15 protein-coding genes are annotated in these 18,963 nt (G+C 73.3%); 8 read left to right on the forward strand and 7 right to left on the reverse strand.

From position 1 onward, the window contains the following. Positions 1–56 precede the first annotated feature (56 nt). From ABZU32_RS04195 to dnaK, 3 genes are all read right to left on the reverse strand, one after another. Entirely contained in the window at positions 57–1,040 is a 984-nt protein-coding gene (locus tag ABZU32_RS04195; RefSeq protein ID WP_354916888.1) for a DnaJ C-terminal domain-containing protein, read from the reverse strand. Continuing rightward, positions 1,040–1,624 carry a nucleotide exchange factor GrpE gene (locus ABZU32_RS04200; protein WP_354916892.1) on the reverse strand — a complete coding sequence of 195 codons (585 nt, stop codon included), beginning with the start codon at positions 1,622–1,624 and terminating at the stop codon, positions 1,040–1,042. The genes ABZU32_RS04195 and ABZU32_RS04200 overlap by 1 nt, the downstream gene beginning before the upstream one ends. Before the next feature lie 77 nt (positions 1,625–1,701). Next, positions 1,702–3,618 carry a molecular chaperone DnaK gene (dnaK, locus tag ABZU32_RS04205; RefSeq protein WP_354916895.1) on the reverse strand — a complete coding sequence of 639 codons (1,917 nt, stop codon included), beginning with the start codon at positions 3,616–3,618 and terminating at the stop codon, positions 1,702–1,704. A 266-nt stretch (positions 3,619–3,884) separates the two neighbouring features. Between dnaK and ABZU32_RS04210 the strand changes: the two genes are divergently transcribed. Beyond that, positions 3,885–6,767 (forward strand): LuxR C-terminal-related transcriptional regulator, encoded by a 2,883-nt coding sequence (locus ABZU32_RS04210; RefSeq protein WP_354916898.1) that lies wholly within the window; start codon positions 3,885–3,887, stop codon positions 6,765–6,767. A 72-nt stretch (positions 6,768–6,839) separates the two neighbouring features. Here ABZU32_RS04210 and ABZU32_RS04215 read toward each other — a convergent pair whose 3' ends face one another. After that, the gene (locus ABZU32_RS04215) at positions 6,840–7,349 is read right to left on the reverse strand and encodes an ATP-binding protein (RefSeq protein ID WP_354838216.1); all 510 of its coding nucleotides are present in this window, start codon (positions 7,347–7,349) and stop codon (positions 6,840–6,842) included. Positions 7,350–7,614: 265 nt separating this feature from the next. On the opposite strand from ABZU32_RS04215, the gene ABZU32_RS04220 reads away from it, so the two are divergent. The 3 genes from ABZU32_RS04220 to ABZU32_RS04230 all read left to right on the forward strand — a co-directional run bounded on the left by ABZU32_RS04220 (position 7,615) and on the right by ABZU32_RS04230 (position 10,172). Beyond that, entirely contained in the window at positions 7,615–8,523 is a 909-nt protein-coding gene (locus tag ABZU32_RS04220; RefSeq protein ID WP_354916901.1) for a helix-turn-helix transcriptional regulator, read from the forward strand. Positions 8,524–8,609: 86 nt separating this feature from the next. Then, positions 8,610–9,158 (forward strand): type 1 glutamine amidotransferase domain-containing protein, encoded by a 549-nt coding sequence (locus ABZU32_RS04225; RefSeq protein WP_354916904.1) that lies wholly within the window; start codon positions 8,610–8,612, stop codon positions 9,156–9,158. Positions 9,159–9,284: 126 nt separating this feature from the next. Further along, positions 9,285–10,172 (forward strand): sugar kinase, encoded by an 888-nt coding sequence (locus tag ABZU32_RS04230; protein WP_354916907.1) that lies wholly within the window; start codon positions 9,285–9,287, stop codon positions 10,170–10,172. 132 nt (positions 10,173–10,304) lie between these two features. Here ABZU32_RS04230 and ABZU32_RS04235 read toward each other — a convergent pair whose 3' ends face one another. Next, complete coding sequence (locus tag ABZU32_RS04235) at positions 10,305–10,667, reverse strand: peptidase inhibitor family I36 protein (RefSeq protein WP_354916910.1); 363 nt, start codon at positions 10,665–10,667, stop codon at positions 10,305–10,307. Positions 10,668–11,007: 340 nt separating this feature from the next. Between ABZU32_RS04235 and ABZU32_RS04240 the strand changes: the two genes are divergently transcribed. Both ABZU32_RS04240 and ABZU32_RS04245 read left to right on the forward strand, forming a co-directional pair. Continuing rightward, entirely contained in the window at positions 11,008–11,322 is a 315-nt protein-coding gene (locus ABZU32_RS04240; RefSeq protein WP_354838206.1) for a metalloregulator ArsR/SmtB family transcription factor, read from the forward strand. Beyond that, a complete protein-coding gene (locus ABZU32_RS04245) occupies positions 11,322–11,861 on the forward strand; it encodes an SRPBCC family protein (RefSeq protein WP_354916913.1) in 540 nt (179 codons plus the stop codon). Before ABZU32_RS04240 ends, ABZU32_RS04245 begins: the two co-directional genes overlap by 1 nt. Before the next feature lie 179 nt (positions 11,862–12,040). On the opposite strand, the gene ABZU32_RS04250 is transcribed toward ABZU32_RS04245, so the two are convergent. Both ABZU32_RS04250 and ABZU32_RS04255 read right to left on the reverse strand, forming a co-directional pair. After that, a complete protein-coding gene (locus ABZU32_RS04250) occupies positions 12,041–13,354 on the reverse strand; it encodes a cytochrome P450 (RefSeq protein ID WP_354916916.1) in 1,314 nt (437 codons plus the stop codon). A 184-nt stretch (positions 13,355–13,538) separates the two neighbouring features. Then, positions 13,539–16,007, reverse strand: coding sequence for an FAD-dependent oxidoreductase (locus ABZU32_RS04255; RefSeq protein ID WP_354916919.1), 2,469 nt, complete (start codon positions 16,005–16,007; stop codon positions 13,539–13,541). A gap of 71 nt (positions 16,008–16,078) precedes the next feature. Between ABZU32_RS04255 and ABZU32_RS04260 the strand changes: the two genes are divergently transcribed. Together ABZU32_RS04260 and ABZU32_RS04265 are read left to right on the forward strand one after the other, a co-directional pair. Further along, positions 16,079–17,263: a phosphotransferase gene (locus ABZU32_RS04260; protein ID WP_354916922.1), complete on the forward strand. Its 1,185-nt coding sequence runs from the start codon at positions 16,079–16,081 to the stop codon at positions 17,261–17,263. A 104-nt stretch (positions 17,264–17,367) separates the two neighbouring features. Further along, positions 17,368–18,918 (forward strand): amino acid permease, encoded by a 1,551-nt coding sequence (locus tag ABZU32_RS04265; protein ID WP_354838196.1) that lies wholly within the window; start codon positions 17,368–17,370, stop codon positions 18,916–18,918. The last annotated feature ends 45 nt before the right edge of the window (positions 18,919–18,963 follow it).

Raw genomic sequence — 18,963 nt, forward strand, 5'->3', positions numbered from 1 at the left:
CGGCGCCGTGTCATGGCGCTCACCTCCTGGGGTCGAAGCGGGAGGCCGGCGCCGGGTCACGGCGCTCCGCTTCTGGGGTTGAAGTGCGAGACCGCCGCCAGCCGCTCGAACGCGGCGCGCTCCTCGTCGGTGACCTTCGGCGGCACCATGATCCGCGCCTCGGCGTACAGGTCGCCCGGCGTGCCCTTCCGGTTCGGCAGGCCGCGCCCGCGGAGCCGGAGCCGGCGGCCCGAGGACGTGCCCGGCGGCACCTTGACCTTGGCCTCCCCGCCGGGGGTGTCGATCGGCACGGTCGCCCCGAGCGCCCCCTCCCACGGGGCCAGCGGCAGCGGCACATAGATGTCGCGCCCCTCGACCCGGTAGCGCGGATCGACGATCCGGACGATCAGGTACAGGTCCCCCGCCCGGCCCCCGTCGGCGCCGTGGCCGCCCTGGCCGGACAGCCGGATGCGCTGGCCGTCGGTCACGCCCGGAGGGATGGTCACCTGGAGGGTGCGCGACCCGTCCGCGCCCTGGATCGTGATCGGACGGCGCCCCCCGTGGAAGGCCTCGTCGACGTCGAGGGTGATTTCGGCCTCCTGGTCGGCCCCCGGGACCGGGCCCCAGCGGCGCCGGCCTCCCCCTCCGCGACCGAACATGCCCCCCAGCAGCTCCTCCAGATCGACGTCCATGCCGGCCTGGTCGGAGGTGAACCGGAAGCCCTGGCCGCGCCCGGAGGCGCCCGCGCCGGCCGCCGCCTCCCACGGCGCGCCGGCCCAGCCCGCGCCCGCCCCCGCGCGGGCCCTGCGGTAGGCGTCGGGGTCCACGTCCTCGGGCACCGACCGCCAGTCCGCGCCGAACGCGTCGTAGCGCCGCCGCTTGGCCGGGTCGGACAGGACGTCGTAGGCCTCTGACACGTCCTTGAACTTCTCCTCCGCGCCGGGGTCCTTGTTGACGTCGGGGTGGTAGGCGCGGGCGAGCTTGCGGTAGGCGCGCTGGATCTCGTCCTGAGTGGCCGTCCTCGGCACTCCCAGCACCTGGTAGAAGTCGCGCGCCGCCATCACCGCGCCGGTTCCGGCCGGTCCGGCGCCGTGGAGACGATCACCGCGGCCGGGCGCAGCTGGCGCTCGCCGTCGCCGTACCCGGGACGCACGACGCCGGCGACGGTCCCCGCCGGGACCTCCGGGTCGGCCACCGTGCCCACGGCCTCGTGGTGGGCCGGGTCGAACGGCACGCCCAGATCCTCGTGCCGGGGGAACCCCAGCCGGGCCAGCGTGGCGACGGCCTGGTCGCGTACAGCGCGCACACCCTCGACGACCGCGCCGGGCTCGGCGTCGGCATGCCGCAGGGCGAGGTCCAGGTTGTCGACGATCGGCAGCCACTCGCGCACGATGCGGGCCCGCTCCTCGGCGCGGACGCGTTCGACGTCCCTGGACACCCGCTTGCGCAGGTTGTCCAGCTCGGCGGCGGACCGCAGCCAGCGGTCCTCCAGCTCGGCCATCCTGGCGTCGGTGTCCTCGGCGGGCGAGCGGTCCGGCCCCTGGCCGGGCGCCCGGGCCGGCGGATGCCCGGCGGGCGCGCCGTACGCCCCGGCGGGGGGCGGGCGCCCCGTGCCCCCCGGGGTCTCACCACGTTCCTCGGCCATGTCCGTTTCCTTCTGGTCCGACGTGTCGGTCCGGCGTCGTCACTCCCGCGTGTCGATCCTGCGTGCGGTCCCGGGGGTCAGTCCGACGTGGTGAACTCGGCGTCGATGACGTCGTCGCCGCCCTTCGTTCCGCCGCCCTGCGCGGCCCCCTGGGAGGCGGACGGGCCGGCGCCCTGCTCCTGGCCCGAAGGCTGCTGCTGGGCGGTGACGGCGGCGAGGCTGTGGAACACCTGCTGCAGCTCGGAGGACAGGTCGCGCAGCCGCTCGACCGGCGCCTCCTCCTTGACGGCCTGCCGCGCGTCGGAGACGAGCTGCTCGGCGCGGGCCTTCTCGTGGACGGGGACCGCCTCGCCCAGCTCGCCGAGCCGCCGTTCGACCTGGTAGGCGACCGAGTCCAGCTCGTTCCTCGCGTCGATCGCCTCGCGGACCCTCGCGTCCTCGGTGCGGTGCCGCTCGGCGTCCTGGATCATCCGGTCGATCTCGCCCTTGTCCAGGTTGGAGCTCTCGCTGATCGTGATGCGCTGCTCGGCCTGGGTGTCCTTGTCCTTGGCGGCGACGTTGAGTATGCCGTTGGCGTCGACGTCGAAGGTGACCTCGACCTGCGGCACTCCGCGGGGCGCCGGCCTGATGTTCTCCAGCCGGAACCGGCCGAGGGCCCGGTTGTCGGCCGCGCGCTCGCGCTCTCCCTGCAGGACCACCACGTCCACCGCGTTCTGGTTGTCCTCGGCGGTGCTGAAGGTCTCCGTGCGGCGGGCCGGGATGGTGGTGTTGCGCTCCAGGACCTTGGTCATCACCCCGCCGAGTGTCTCGATGCCCAGCGACAGCGGGGTGACGTCCAGCAGCAGCACGTCCTTGACCTCGCCCTTGAGCACGCCGGCCTGGACCGCGGCGCCGTCGGCCACCACCTCGTCGGGGTTGACCGTCATGTTCGGCTCCTTGCCTCCGGTGAGGCGGCGCACGAGGCTCTGCACGGCCGGGATGCGCGTGGAGCCGCCGACCAGGATGACCTCGTCCAGGTCGTCGGCGGAGAGTTTGGCGTCCTCCATCGCCCGCTGGACCGGGCCCATGGTCCTTTCCACCAGGTCCCTGGTGATCTCCTCGAAGGTGGAGCGCATCAGGGTGGTGTTCAGGTGCTTCGGCCCGTTGGCGTCGGCGGTGATGAACGGCAGGCTGACGGTCGCCTGGGTCACTGACGACAGCTCCACCTTGGCCTTCTCCGCCGCCTCGAACAGCCGCTGGAGGGCCTGGGGGTCCCGGCGCAGGTCGATGCCGGTCTGGGACTGGAACTCGTCCGCCAGGTGGTCGACCAGCCGGCGGTCGAAGTCGTCGCCCCCGAGGTGGGTGTCGCCGGAGGTGGAGCGCACCTCGATGACGCCCTCGCCGATGTCCAGGATGCTCACGTCGAAGGTGCCGCCGCCGAGGTCGAACACCATGACCGTCTCGCTGCCCTTCTTGTCCAGCCCGTAGGCCAGGGCGGCGGCGGTCGGCTCGTTGATGATGCGCATGACCTCCAGGCCCGCGATCTTGCCGGCGTCCCTGGTGGCGTGCCGCTGCGCGTCGTTGAAGTACGCGGGCACCGTGATCACCGCCTCGGTGATCTTCTCGCCGAGGAACTTGGCGGCGTCGGCCACCAGCTTGCGCAGCACCAGGGCGGAGATCTCCTCCGGCGCGTAGAGCTTGTCCCTCACCTTGAAGCGCACGGCGTCGTCCGGGCCGGGCACGACGTCGAACGACACGGCGTGGATCTCGCTCTCCACCTCGTCGTAGCGGCGGCCGATGAAGCGCTTGACGGAGTAGAGGGTGCCCTTGGGGTTGAGGATGGCCTGCCGCCGCGCGAGCTGGCCGACGAGCCTCTCCCCGGTGTCGGTGAAGGCCACCACCGACGGCGTCGTCCGCTGCCCCTCCGCGTTCGGGATGACCACCGGCTGGCCGTCCTCGGTCGTGGCGATGACGGAGTTGGTCGTTCCCAGGTCGATGCCGACTGCCTTGGCCATTGCCGCCTCCAAAGGACGCCCGTGGTGGCGGCGTGCGCGCTGACGCGACGTCGCGCAGCGCACACGCCCACACCTTCGACACTGGCCAGCGGGGGACGGCCGCACATCCTCAATACGGGTAGTCGTTGGACGCCCAGGCCCCTGTGTACTGTTGAAAGGGCAGGTGGGACCGGGTGCCGTCCACCACCGCCGCGGGGGCTCGGGCGCGGCGCCCGCTCGCCGGCGGAGCACGCCGCGACGACCCGGCCCCCTGTCACGGGGGAGAAATGCGTGGACGCGAGCCCGAGTGGCACATCCTCGGCCGGCTGCTGAGCGCGGCCGAACACGGCGGCGGTGGAACGCTGCTCATCGAGGGCGAGCCCGGCACGGGCAAGACCCTGCTTCTGGCCGAGGCCGCCGCCCACGCCTCCCGGCGGGGGTTCACGCTCGCCACCGGCAGCGTCGAACGGATGTCGCCCGAGCGCCTCGGGACGCGCGCCCTGGAGTACCTGCGCGTCCGGCTGGCCCGCGGCGCGCCCGGCCGCCCGGTGCTGGTCAGCCTGGACGACCTGCAACGGGCCGACTCGGCCACACTCGCCACGCTGCGCGCCCTGCACCGCGACCTCGGATGCCGCCGCCTGGTGTGGCTGCTTTCCCGGTCGGTCACGACGGCCGGGCGTCCCTGCCCGGCGACGCGGGCAGGGGTGTGCAGCGAACACCTGTTCCAGGCCCTGGAGAGCCACGGCGCGACCCGCCTCGCGCTGCGCCCGCTGCCGGAGGAGGCGGTCGCCGCGGTGGCCGCCGACGTGCTCGGCGCGGTGCCCGACCCCGGTCTGCTGAGCTTCGCCGCGGGCGCGGGCGGCAACCCGTTCCTGCTGGTGGAGCTGCTGCGCGGGCTGCGCGAGGAGGGCGCCGTCGAGGTGCGGGGCGGCCGTGCCCGGCTGCCGCGGCCCTATCCCGCCGCCGCCTGGCACGGCGGGGAGAGCCCGTGCCCGCCGCCCGAGCCGCCCGAGCGGGTGCGCGCCGCCGTGCGGTCGCGGCTGCGGGGGCTGAGCCGGGAGGGGCGCCAACTGGTGGAGGTGGCGGCGGTGCTCGGCAGTCGCTTCTCCCCCGAGGACGTGGGCGACCTGGTCGGGACCGGCCCGGCGGCGCTGCTCCCCGCGGTCGAGGAGGTGCTGGACGCCGGGCTGCTCCTCGCCGCCGGCGACACACTGGAGTTCCGGCACGAGCTGGTCTGGCGGGCCGTCCTGCGCGATCTGCCCGCGGCCATGCGCAACGCGCTGCACCACCAGGCCGGCCGCCTCCTGCTCGGCCGGGGCGGCGCGGCGGCGCGGGCCGCCGGGCACCTGGTCGAGGGCGCCCGGCCGGGCGACACGCGCGCCCTCGCCGACCTGGACCGGGCGGTCACCGAGGTCCGCGCCACCGCGCCCGGCGCCGCCGCCGACCTCGCCGTCCAGGCGGTCGAGCTGAGCGACTCCGCCGACCCGCGCCGGCCCGCGCGCGTCGTCACGGCCGTCGAGGCGGCCACCGAAGCCGGGCGGCTCGCCGACGCCGAACGGCTGGCGCGCTCGACGCCGGCCCGGACGACGTCCCCGGCCGCCGCCGAGTTGCACTGCGCCCTGTCCGGGGTCCTGCTGCCGGCCGGGCGGCCGGCCGAGGCGGTGGCCGAGGCGGAGGCGGCGCTCCGCGAGCGAGCCCTGCCCGCCCCCTGGCGCGAGCGCGCCACGCTCGGCCTGCTGTACGGCCTGTCCGCCCTGCCCGACCGCGAACGGGCCGAGCGGGAGGCCGTCAGGGTCCTCGCGGACGCCGGACGGCACGGAGAGGCGGCGGAGGCGGCGGCCACGGCGGTGCTCGGGACGATCTGGTGGGAGTCCGGACGCCTCGCCGAGGGCCTGCGCGCGGCCAGAGAGGCCGTCGGGCGGGCGGATGACGCCGGCGATCCGGAGGGGCGGGCCTGCACGCGGCTCGCGCTGGCCGCGATGCTGACCGACGTCCGCCTGCTCGACGAGGCCCGCGCCGTCATCGGCGAGGCCGCCGAGGAGGACGAGTCTCCCGGCCACGACGCGTGCGCGGCGGCAGAGCCGCCCGGCCACGACGCATGGGCGGCGGGCGAGGCGCCCGGTCATTGGGCGACGGGCGAAGTGCCCGGCCACGGCCCGTGGGCGGCGGGGGCGGCGGCCCTGTCCGCGCGGGCAGAGCTGGCCGCCGGGCATGCGGAGGACGCCGCGGCCCGGGCGAGCCGGGCGCTGGACCTCGTCCAGGCCACGGGCGCCCGCCTGTCCGGCGCCGTCGCGGCAGCGGTGCTGGCCACCGTCGCGCTGCGCCGGGGCGACCTGCGCGCGGCCGAGCGCCACGCGGACGGTGACGACGGGTGGCCGCTCCAGGCCGGGACGGCCGCCTGCTGGTGCGCGATGGCCGCGGCGCAGGTCGTCGAGGCCCGGGACGGTCCCGCCGCCGCGCTGGAGCGGCTCGGCCCGCTCTACGCCGGGGTGCGGGAACGGCCGGGCCTCCTGGTGGCGGACCCGGCCGCCGCGCCGTGGCTGGTCCGCGTCGCCCTGGCGGCGGGCGACCGGCCCGGCGCCCGGCTCACCGTCGCCTCGGCCGAGCGCCTGGCGGAGGGCGCCCCCGGGTTCCCCACCGTCCGCACCGCCGCCACCCACGCGCGCGGCCTGCTCGAAGGGGACGCCGAAGCGCTCGAACCGGCCGTCAAGGAGGGCGTGGACCCCTGGGCCCGCGCCTCGGCCGCCGAGGACCTCGGCGTGACGCTGGAGGCCGCCGGCGACCGGCGGGCGTGCGTGCGGAGCCTGGACCAGGCGCTGGCCGGCTACCAGGAGTGCGGGGCGGCCAGGGACGCGGCCCGGCTGCGGCGCAGGCTGCGCCGGCTGGGCGTGCGGCACCGGCACTGGGCCACCACCGAGCGGCCGGTCACCGGCTGGGCCAGCCTCACCGACACAGAGCGCACGGTCTCACTGCTGGTCACCCAGGGATGGACCAACCGGCGGGTCGCCGAGCAGATGTTCATCAGCGTGCACACCGTGGCCTTCCACCTGCGCCAGATCTTCCGCAAGCTGGGCATCGGATCGCGGGTGGAGCTGACCCGTCTCATGCTCGAGCGGCACCACCACCAAGAGGCCACAGACGGCACGAACGGCGCGGACCGGCCGGAGTGAGATCAAGCGGGGCGCCCGGCTCCGGCGCGGGCCTTCGCCAGCGGGCTCCAGGCCGGCGGGCCCGGAGAGCGCTCAGGCGGAGGCGCGGTCGTGCCCGTAGGCGACGGTGACGGCGGGGGCGATGAAGGCGGCCCAGACGAGCTTGCCCTGGCCCTCGGTCATCCTCCAGCCCCAGGAGCAGCTGAGGCTCTCGACCAGGTGCAGCCCACGGCCGCTCTCGGCGAAGTAGTCGGCGCGGGTGACGACGGGCGGCCCGTCGTAGGGGTCGGAGACGGCGCAGACCAGGTGCGAGGCCCGGTGGAGCAGGCGCAGCCGGGTGGGTTCCCCGGCGTGCCGCATGGCGTTGGTGACCAGCTCGGACACCACGATGCGGGTGTCGTACGCCAGCTCCCCCAGGCCCCAGTTGTTCAGCGTCGCCATGGTGAAGTCTCGGGCCATCTTGATCGTCGCACCGGTGCGGCCGAGTGAGCACAGCTCGGCGGCCACCGGCTCCCAGGAGTCGCCCTCCATCGCGGGCAGCAGCCACCAGGGAGCCTCACCCCGTACAACGGACTGCCGGCAAGCCTGGTGGTGTGCGGTCATCAAGGTCCTCACTACGTTGGGGCCGTTCACGCGGTCCGGACATGACGGGGCGAGTCAATCTTTCTTCACGACACGTTCTGATGCAAGTGCCGATGCACGTGCAAATGCTACTTTTCCCCACAGAACTCAGACATATGCCCGTCTATGACCGTTTATATGCAAAGAGAGGGCCAAAAACCCCTCGCCGATGTCGCGTGGTGTACGAGCACCGCTCAGGGATGAGACACTGTCGGCTGCTCATTCATCCGTGGCTCCAGGAGCTCGCATGATCACGGCCCTCGGACAAGACGACGACGTACCTGACGGACATATCCTCGCCTACTCGCGAGGCGGCCCCACCGCCTTGCGCATCCTGCTCGGCGCGAACCTTCGCCGGCTGCGCATCGCCAAGGGCATCACGCGCGAGGCCGCGGGCGACGCCATCCGCGCCTCGCACGCCAAGATCAGCCGCCTGGAGCTGGGCCGGGTCGGTTTCAAGACGCGCGACATCACCGACCTGCTCACCCTCTACGGCGTGATCGACCCCGACGAGCGCGCCACGTTCCTCAAGCTGGCCCAGCAGGCCAACGCCCCCGGATGGTGGCAGAAGTACAGCGACCTGCTGCCGACGTGGTTCGAGCTGTACGTCGGCCTGGAGGAGGCCGCGTCGGTCATCCGCACCTACGAGATCCAGTTCGTCCCCGGCCTCACGCAGACCGAGGACTACGCCCGTGCGGTGATCATGCTGGGACACTCCGAGGCCTCGGTCGAGGAGATCGACCGGCGCGTGGCGCTCCGCATGGCCCGCCAGCGGCAGGTGATCGGGCCGGAGGGCCCCCGCCTGTGGGCCCTGGTGGACGAGGCGGCCCTGCGGCGCCCGCTCGGCGGCCGCAACGTCATGCGGGCCCAGGTCGACCGCCTCTTGGAGCTCACCGAGTCGCCCACCATCACGGTGCAGGTCGTGCCGTTCGGCCAGGGCGGCCACGCGGCGGCGGGCGGCCCGTTCACGATCCTGCGCTTCAACGAGCGCGACCTTCCCGACGTGGTCTACATGGAGCAGCTCACCAGCGCTCTCTACCTGGACAAGCGCGAAGAGACCGATCCGTACATGAAGGTCATGGACCGTCTCTGCGTCGAGGCCGCCACCGTGGCGGAGTCCCGGCGCTTCCTTGAGGCGCTCCGCACGGAGATGTGAAGGGTTCCAGATATTCGCGTATATAAGGCGAAAAGTCGGGCACGGGACGTCGAGTAAGGGAGAAAACGCAGCTCAGAGGAGGCACCATGCTCCAGGGCAAGACGATCGCCTTTCTCGTGGCCCCCGAGGGCATCGAACAGGTCGAGCTGACCGAACCGTGGAAGGCCGTGGAACAGGCCGGCGGCACCCCGCGTCTGGTCTCCACCCAGCGCGGCAAGGCCCAGGCGTACAACCACCTCGACAAGGCCGACGCCTTCGACATCGACGCGACCGTCGATGAGGTGAGCGCGGGCGACTTCGACGGCCTGATCCTGCCCGGCGGGGTCGCCAACCCCGACGCCCTGCGGATGAACGACGACGCCGTGCGGTTCGCCCGGTCGTTCTTCGACGCCGGCAAGCCGGTGGCGGCGATCTGCCACGCGCCGTGGACGCTGATCGAGGCCGGCGTCGTCGGCGACCGCGCGATGACGTCATGGCCGAGCCTGAAGACCGACCTGCACAACGCGGGCGCGTCCTGGGTCGACCAGGAGGTCATGGTCTGCACCAACGGGCCGAACACCCTCATCACCAGCCGCAAGCCCGACGACCTCAAGGCCTTCTGCCAGGCCGCGGTCGACGCGTTCAGCGGAGGCTGACCGGCCGGTCCCCGAGGGTGATCGGAGCCGAAACCCCGCCTTCTCGTTGTGAGCGATATCGGTCTCTGCCATGCTTTCCGCCATCAGCGGCAGATGGGCATGTCGCGTGGCAGGAAAGAACCTGACATGACCGAGATCTTCACGCTCGGCGAGGCGCTGGGCGTCGTCTCCGCGGACCGGCTCCGGCACGACACCGACGTCCGGCTGGACGTCGCGGGCGCCGAGCTGACCGCCGCCGTGGGCCTGGCCCGGCTGGGGCACTCCGTGACCTGGCTGGGCAGGGTCGGCGTCGACGAGCTGGGCGCCCGCATCCTGACCGTGCTGCGGGGCGAGGGAGTGGACGTCTCGCACGCCCAGACCGACTCCGCCGCGCCGACCGGGCTCGCCATCCGGCAGCGGCGCATCGGCCGGGTGGGGCACGTCGTCCACTACCGCGGCGGGTCGGCCGGCTCGCGGCTCGGCCCGGGCGACATCCCCGCGCGCGCCCTGCAGTCCGCCAAGGTGCTGCACGTCACCGGCATCACCCCGGCCCTGAGCGGCACCGCCTGGAGCGCGGCCCACCACGCCATCAAGCTGGCCAGGGAGGCCGGCGTCGCGGTGTCGGTCGACGTCAACCACCGGCCGCAGCTCTGGGTCGACCGCCAGGAGGCCGTCGAGGCGCTCACCGAGCTGGCGATGGGCGCCGACGTCCTGTTCGCGAACCAGGACGAGCTGCAGCTCATCGAGCCGGCCATTGGAACGGTCCGCGAGCTGGTGGTCACCCGGGGCGGCAAGGGCGCGAGCGCGACCATCAACGGCATGCGCTACGACGCCCAGGCCGCGCCGGTCACCGTGGTCGACCCGGTGGGCGCCGGGGGGTCCTTCGTCGCGGGCTACCTCAGCGGCATGCTGGAGGAACTGCACCCCACCGACCGGCTGCGCCGCGGCTCGGCGCTGGCCGCGTTCACCGTCGCCAGCCACAGCCCCTGGCAGGGCCTGCCCACCCGCTCCGAACTCCCCCCGCTCACCTTCTGACCGGTCCGCGCCTCGAACGCCCCTGCCGGCCGGGGCATGCCCCGGCCGCGCCTGGGACGGCCATCTGACCGGTCCGCGCCTTGTCCTTGCTCTAGCCGCTACCAGGCCAGGCCGACGGCCCTGCTCCGGCCGCTACCAGGCCAAGCCGACGCTGAGCCCGTTCGGCCACAGCACGGGCAGGCTGCTCTGCTGGCCCACACCGCCGACCAGCGTCCCCGTGCAGCCGGCCCCGGCGAACACGGCCGCCACGGCGGGGATGCCGGGCGAGCCGAAGGTGTTCCTGATCGAGGCGATCGGGAACGGGGCGGCCACGCACCCGCCGCCCGGCGGCAGGTAGACCATCTTGCCGGTGTAGTTGTATCCGCTGTACGCGCAGATCGATCCGGGCTTGCAGTCCTCGGCGGCGGCGTTCGCCGCGGGCGGGGCGAACGACAGCGCGGCGGCTCCCGCGAGCACGGCCAGCGAGACCAGACGCGCGCCTCGGCGTACGGACATTGACTACCCCCTTCTCGGACGAACACCGAGCGGCCCCTACCTCTTGCTCCGGCCGCACCGCCGTACGGGCTCCGCCGCACGTGCGGAGCCGGTTCACCCTCGGATCAACGCACCCGCGCCCGAGCCGGTCAACCCCGCGCCGGACCCGACACACGTCCGCCATGGCCAGCGCACCACCCGCCCCCGAACCCGGTGAAATTTTCGCCGCCCCGGCCGTCACCCGCAGGTGGTGGACGGCTGTCGGGTGTGCGGGTGCCGAGGCGTCGCTCGGGGGGTTCGCCGGAGTCCGATGGATTATATGCCTTGACCAGTATATGCATGGCGGGGCATACTGGCTGGTGTGCCCGATGTCATCTGGTCCGTGCTGATCGATCCGCATCGCCGCGCCATGCTCGACCTCCTGCGTGAACGTCCGCGCACGGTCGGCGAGCTGGTCGACGCGCTGCGCCTGTCACAGCCCACGACGTCCAAGCACCTGCGGGTGCTGCGGGACGGAGGCTTCGTGCAGGTCGCGCGGGACGCTCAGCGCCGTGTCTACACCATCGACCCGGCCCCGCTGGCCGAGCTCGACGCCTGGCTCGCCCCCTACCGGCGGCTGTGGAACGACCGGCTCGACGCGCTGGGGCGCCACCTCGACACCACCAAGGAGAACTGATGGATCTCGGAACCTCCATCGAACACCGGGGCCGCCCCGCGGTGCGCTTCGAGCGCGTCTACGACCATCCGGTCGAGCGGGTCTGGGAGGCCGTCGCCACGCCCGGAGGGCTGGCGCACTGGTTCCCCTCGGCGGTCGAGCTCGAACCCCACGCCGGAGGAAAGATCACCTTCTCGGGTGACCCGAACCTCGAGACCATGACCGGCACCGTCGTGGCGTTCGAGCCGCCACGCCGCCTGGCCTTCACCTGGGGCGGCGACGAGCTGCACTTCGACCTCGAACCAGTCGGCGACCACGGCTGCCGGCTCACGCTCGTCAACGTCCTGGAGCGCGCCGACACGGCCGCGCGCAACGCGGCCGGCTGGACCGTCTGCCTGGCAGAGCTGGACAAGCACCTGGCCGGCGCCGCGGCCGGCGGGCCGCACAGCGACACCGCGCTGCCGTGGCGGCAGGTGTACGAGGCGCATGTCTCCTCCGGCATGCCGTCCGGAGCCCCGATACCCGGCGCTCCGCAGGAGACGACCGACACCGCGAACTGAGGCCGGCCGCGGCGATCAGACCGAAACAGGGTGTCCTGCGCGGTCAAAGGGCGGAGCGGGAGGCGGGCGCGGCCGAGCGGAGTCCAGATGGCCGGCGCGGTCAGACCGGAGCCCGGTGGCCGGCGCAGTCCGACCGGAGCCCGGTGGCCGGCGTGGTGGGAGTGGAGCCGGGGGCGGCGTCAGAGGTGGAGGGGGAGGCGGGCCAGGCGCCAGGAGCCGGGCATGGGCTGGCGTTCCAGATCTTCGGGTGCGACGGCCAGGGCCATGCCGGGGAAGCGCCGCAGCAGCCCCGCGAAGGCCACCTCGGCCTCCTGGCGGGCGAGCGCCGCGCCCAGGCAGTAGTGCAGGCCGTGCCCGAACCCCACATGGGTCTCCCTGCGCCCGTCCGGCTCGCGGGTGACGTCGAGCCGCTCGGGGTCGTCGAACACGCGGGGGTCGTAGTTGCCCCCGACCAGCACCGCCATCACCGCCTCCCCCTTGCGCACCGGCATGCCGCCGATCTCGACGTCCTCGGCGGCGTACCGCAGGCGGGTGCCCTGCACCGGCCCGCACCAGCGCATCAGCTCGTGCACGGCGCGCGGCGTCAGCCCCGGGTCGCCGCGCAGCAGGGCGAGCTGCTCGGGGTGGGTGAGCAGGGCGGCGACGCCATTGCCGATCAGGTGGGCGGTGGTCTCGTGACCCGCCAGGACCAGGGTCAGCACGAGGGTGACCATCTCGGTGTCGCCGAGCCGGTCGCCGTCCTCGTCGTGGGTGCGGATCAGGGCGGTCAGCAGGTCGGCGGTCGGCGCGGCGCGGCGCCGTTCGATCAGGGCGTGGATGTGCTCCACCATGTCCCGCAGGGCGCCGGCCATGCCGCCCGCCTCCAGGGTCACCAGGGCCTTGCCCCATTCGCGCCACTGCGAGCGGTCCTGTTCGGGGATGCCCACCAGTTCGCAGATGACGGTGATCGGCAGCGGGTAGGCGAAGTGTTCCATCAGGTCCACCGCCCCGTGCCGCCCGAGGCCCTCCAGCCGGTCGAGGAGGCACTCGGTGATCTCCTGGACGCGCGGACGCAGTTCCAGGACCCGGCGCGCGGTGAAGGTGCGCGACACCAGCCTGCGCAGCCGCAGGTGGTCGGCTCCGTCGGCGTCCAGGACGCTGTCCAGGATGTACGGCGCGTACTCCTCGGGGATTCCGCGCGCGGCGAGTTCGCGCTCGCGGATGTCGCCGACGTCCATGCCGGGCACGTTCGCCGGATCGTTCACGAAGCGCGGGTCGCCGAGGACGGTCTTGACGTCGGCGTACCGGGTGACCAGCCAGATCGGCGTGCCGCGCCCGAAGAACGTCCCCCGGACGAGCGGGGCCCGCTCGCGCAGGCGCGCGTAGCCGCGGAAGGGGTCGCGCATGAGCTCGAAGTCCATCAGGTCGACGGCGTCCCCCGCCCCGGCGGACGTGCCGGGACCGCCGGACGTGCCGGGACCGCCGGACGTGCGGGGGTGTGCGGGAGTGCCCATGCTCGCCTCCTGGAGCGTCAGGTGAGGTCGCGCCGTGTGCCCCTCCTCGTCGGACGCTCGGCGCTCGCCGGCCGCCACCGGAACAGGACACCGCGGAATCAGGAGGACCGCGTACAGGTATGCGCGGTAGGAATGATTTTCAATCCTGCCGCACCGCAACTGTGGAACGGTTGTGAAGCGGCCCTTACGCTCCGGGAAGGTGACGGACCCGGCTGTTGCCCGGGTCGTAGAGCGGCTCGGCCGCGATCTCGGCCGGGACCCACCCGCCGTTCACCCCCACCTCGACCACGCCGGGCGGCGCGGCGTCCGGACCCTCCTCGCCGACCGGCAGGTAGGCGTACGCGATCGAGCGGTCGACCCGGTGGCCGTAGCCGCCGCTGGTCACCCGGGAGGCGGGCACGCCGTCCACGCGCACCGGCTCGCCGCCCAGGCAGACCTGCCGCGGGTCGGCGAGCACCAGGCAGCGCAGCGAACGCCGCGGGGCGGTCAGGGCGTCGCGCCCGACGAAGTCCTTGCCCGCCGCGACGGCGAAGCCGAGACCGGCCTCCAGCGGCGTGGTCTCCGGCGTGATGTCCAGCCCCCAGACGCGGTACCCCTTCTCCAACCGCAGGCAGTCGAGCGCCCGGTAGCCGGCCGGGCGCGCGCCGTGCGGCGCGCCCGCCTCCGTCAGGACGTCCCACAAGGTCAGGCCGTACTCGGTGGGGCAGTAGAGCTCCCAGCCGAACTCGCCGGCGAAGGTCACCCGCTGGGCCAGCACCGGCACGTTGGCCACGCTGATCTCGCGCGCCCGCATGTAGCCGAAGGTCAGGTCGTCGTCGCTGAGCTCGCCGAGGACCTCCAGAGCCTTCGGACCCCACAGGCAGTAGCAGGCGTGGGCGGAGGTGACGTCCCGCACGTCGAGCCCGTGGCGGCGCAGCCAGGCGGCGTCGTGCACGCCGAACGCGGTGCCGGTGACCATGCGGAAGCGGTCGGCGGCCAGGCGGGTGACGGTCACGTCCGCCTCGATGCCCCCGCGCTCGTTGAGCAGCTGGGTGTAGACCACCGAGCCGACGGGGCGGTCGAGGTCGTTGGCGCACAGGCGCTGCAGACCGGCCAGCCCGGTGATCTCCAGTTTCGCGAAGGAGGTCTGGTCGAACAGCGCGGCGGCGTCGCGGGCGGCCAGGCACTCGGCCCTGATGGCCGGCGACCAGAACCTTCCCGCCCATCCGGCCGGCCGGAACTCCTCCCCGTCGCCGTCGCCGTCCCCGGCCGCGACGGCGGCGCCCGTGGACGCGGAAGCGGGGGCGGGGGCGGGGGCGGCGAACCAGTTCACCCGCTCCCAGCCGGCCTTCTCGCCGAACTCGGCGCCCAGCGCGAGGTGGCGCGGGTAGGCGGGAGAACGGCGCAGCGGGCGCGCGGCCGTGCGCTCCTCGCCGGGATAGACCACGTCGTAGTACTTGCTGTAGGAGTCCAGCGCCTTCGCGCGGGCCCACCGCGCGCCGCGGGCGTGCGCGCCGAACCGGCGCACGTCCATGCCGAAGACGTCGTACTCCGGCGTGCCGTCCACGATCCACTCGGCCATGACCTTGCCCACGCCGCCCGCCGCCGCCAGGCCGTGGACGCAGAATCCGGCCGCGACCCACAGGCCCGCGACCGCGGTCTCGCCGAGCAGGAACTCCCCGTCCGGGGTGAACGCCTCGGGCCCGTGCACCACCTTGGCGAAGTCCGCCGCGTCCTGCCCGCCCGTCTCGCCCAAGCCGGGGAGCCTGCGCCGGGCCGACTCCCACGATTCGGCGAACTTGCCCATGTCGGGCTCGAACAGCGTCCGGGGCTCGGACAGCGGCTCGGCGGCCTGCCAGACCTGCGGAGTGCGGATGTAGCCGCCGACGAGGATGCCGCCGTCCTCCTCCCGGAAGTACACGATGTTGTCCGGGTCGCGCACGGTGGGCGTCGAGGCCGGGACGCCGAACGGCCGGGTGACGACGTACTGGTGCCTGATCGGCACGATGGGGATGTCGGCCCCGGCCAGCCGGCCGAGCCGCCCGGCCGCCGCGCCGGCCGCGTTGACGACGGTCCCGGTGGCGATGACGTGCTCGCCGACCCGCACGCCGCGCACGCGCCCGTCCCGCACGTCGAAGCCGGTCACCTGGACGCCGGTCACGATGCGCGCTCCGAGCTTCTCGGCGCCGGCGGCGAGGGCGCGGCCGAGGCTGGCCGGGTCCAGCCAGCCGTCCCCGGGCAGCCACAGGGCCGCGCGCACGTCCCCGACCTCCATCAGCGGGAGCATGTCGCGGGCCTCGCGGGCCGAGACGAGGTCCATGTCGAGCCCGTAGGTCTCGGCGGCGCCGGCCTGGCGCAGCAGTTCCTCGTGCCGCTCGGCGGTCGTGGCCAGCCGCAGCCCGCCCACGCCGTGCCAGCCGGGGTCGAGCCCGGTCAGCTCGCGCAGCTCCGGATACAGCCCCGCCGAGTACATGATCATGCGAGTCTGGGTGACCGTGGAGCGAAGCTGGCCGACGAATCCCGCCGAATGCCAGGTGGTGCCTTCCGTCAGCCCGTGCTGTTCGAGCAGGATGACATCCGTCCAGCCGAGTCGTGCCAGGTGGTAGGCGACGCTGCACCCGGCGACGCCGCCGCCGACGACCACGGCCTGCGCCTCGGCGGGAAGTTCCACCATCGATACCCCCGTGTAACGACCGGCCCGCAGAATCGGATCAATGGTCTGAAGGTAGACCAAAGGAGGCCCGCGTGCCAGACCTCGGCTCGGCACTCGAACTCGTCGCGGCCTGGGCGGGCCGGCCGGTCATCCCTACCCCGATCAAGGGCGGGTTGAGCCACCACATCGTCCGCGTCGACACCGAGGCCGGCGACCGCTGGCTGCTGCGCGTCCTGGACCCGCGCGTCTCCGTCGCCGGGCTGGGCATCCCCCTCGACCTGGAGATCGTCAACACGGTCCGGGCCGCCCAGGCGGGAGTGGGGGCCAAGGTGCTGCTGCGCCTGCCCGGCGCGGTCCTGCTGGAGTACATCGACGGCGCCACGCTCGACGCCGCCGCCGTGCGCGACCCGAAGATGACCGAGGGCATCGCCCTGGCCTGCCGCCGCCTGCACGCCGGGCCGCGCTTCGCCACCGACTTCTCGATCTTCCGCAAGCTCGACGAGCTGCTGTCGCTGTGCCGCGGCCACGCGCTGCGCATCCCGGAGGGGTACGAGGACCGGCTGCCCGCCATCGCGGCGATCGAGGCCGCCATGACCGCGCGGCCGGCGCCCACCGTGCCCTGCCACAACGACCTGCTGCCGGAGAACTTCATCTTCGACGGCTCGGCGGTCCGCATCGTGGACTACCAGCTGTCGGGCAACAACGACCCGGCGTTCGAGCTGGGCGACATCGCGGCGGAGGCCGATTACGACCCCGAGATGGCCGGGCGGTTGACGCGGGCCTACTTCGGGGACGAGGATCCCGCGGCAAGAGTCCGGCTCTACCTGCTCATGTCCAACTTCACCTGGACGCTGTGGTTCAGCGTCCACCACGGCCTGCTCGCCGAGCATGCCGCGGCGGCCGACTTCGACTATGAGGCCGAGGCCGCCGACAAGTACGCCCAGGCCGTCCGCGATCTCGACGATCCGGGGTTCGGCCGGCTCCTCGACGACGTCCGAGGCGGGCGACGCACGGCGGGAGGCGCGGTGCCGCCCTCCGCCCCGCCGTCCGCGCATCCTTCACCGGCCCCTCCTCCTCCCACCGCCCCATCTCCGGCCCCCTCCGCCGACCCGTCTCCGGCTTCTTCCACCGCCCCGCCTCCGGCCCCCATCTCCGAGCCGTCCCCGGGAAACACCACCGGCCCGTCCCCGGCCCCCTCCACCGGCCCGTCCTCAGCGCCCTCCACCGGCCCGCCCCACGGAAACGCCCCCGGAGGGCGGGACCCGCGGGCCGGCTGACCCGCCCGACCTCCCGGCGGTCGCCCGACCTCCCGGCGGTTCCCTCGCAGTACGCACCCCCCGCACCGCACCATGGCACCACCCGCGCCACCAAGGAGGCCTCGATGGCCCAGCCCACCCTCGACGACGACGCCAAACGCCTCGCCGAACTCGGATACAAGCAGGAGCTCTCGCGATCGTGGAGCGGCTTCTCCAACTTCGCGATCTCCTTCTCGATCATCTCCATCCTGGCCGGATGCTTCACCACCTTCAGCCAGGCGTGGAACAACGGCGGGCCGATCGCCATCTCCATCGGCTGGCCGCTGATCTCGGCGTTCATCCTCATCATCGGCTTTTGCATGTCCGAGCTGGTCTCGGCCTACCCGACGGCCGGCGGCATCTACTGGTGGGCCGCCAAGCTGGGCCGTCCCGTACACGGCTGGTTCACCGGCTGGCTGAACCTGATCGGCCTCATCGCGGTCACCGCCTCGGTGGACTACGGCTGCGCGACGTTCCTCAACATCACCATCGGCCGGTTCAGCGACGGCTGGGCGAAGGGCGACCCGCTGCACCAGACGTTCCTGCTGTTCGCGATCGTCCTGGTGCTGCACGCGCTGATCAACATCTTCAGCCACCGGCTGATCTCACTGCTGCAGAACATCTCGGTGTGGTGGCACGTGTTCGGCGCGGCCGTCGTCGTGCTGATCCTGATCTTCGGGCCGTCGGAGCACCAGAGCGTCGGCTTCCTGTTCGAGCGGTTCAACAACTCCGGCTTCGGCTCGGGCGCGTCGGGGCCGACGTTCTGGCTGTACGTGCTGCCGCTGGGCTTCCTGCTCACCCAGTACACGATCACCGGCTTCGACGCCTGCGCCCACGTGTCGGAGGAGACGCACGGCGCGGCCACCTCCGCCGCGAAGGGCCTGTGGAAGTCGATCTTCTACTCGGCCATCGGCGGATGGGTGCTGCTGCTGGCCTTCCTGTTCGCGGCCACCGACGTGGACGCCGTCAACAAGGAGGCCGGCTTCGTCGGGGCGATCTTCACCTCGTCGCTCACGCCGAGCCTGGCCACGGTGATCTTCGGCATCTCGACCATCGGCCAGTTCTTCTGCGGCATGAGCTGCGTGACCTCGATGTCCCGGATGACCTACGCGTTCTCCCGCGACGGCGCGGTGCCCGGGTGGCGCCTGTGGTCGCGCGTCGACCGCAACAGGACGCCGGTGAACGCGATCATCGCCGGGTGCGCCGTCGCCCTGCTGATCACGCTGCCGGCGCTGTACGCCCCCGCCGGCACCACCACCCCGGTGGCCTTCCTGGCCGTGGTGTCCATCGCGGTGATCGGGCTGTACCTGGCCTTCCTCATCCCGATCTGGCTGCGGCTGCGGATGGGCGCCGCCTTCCGCCCCGGGCCGTGGACGCTGGGCGGCAAGTACAAGGTGCTCGGCTGGATCGCGGTCATCGAGATCATCGTGATCTCGGTGTACTTCGTCCTGCCGATCAGCCCGGCCGGCGTGCCGGGGTCGGCGGACTTCACCTGGACGTCGGTCAACTACGCGCCGATCGCCGTCGGGGCCGTGCTGCTCGGCATCGCCCTGTGGTGGACGCTGTCCGCGCGCCACTGGTTCACCGGCCCGCGCCGCAACGTCGACGAGCTCCCGATGGACGAGCCCGTCGGCTGACCCGCGGACGCGAGCCGGCCGCTCCTGGTGGCCTTCTCGCCGGCG

Origin of the sequence: Sphaerisporangium sp. NPDC005288 (assembly GCF_040607475.1) — a bacterium.
Taxonomy (GTDB): Bacteria; Actinomycetota; Actinomycetes; order Streptosporangiales; family Streptosporangiaceae; genus Sphaerisporangium; species Sphaerisporangium rhizosphaerae.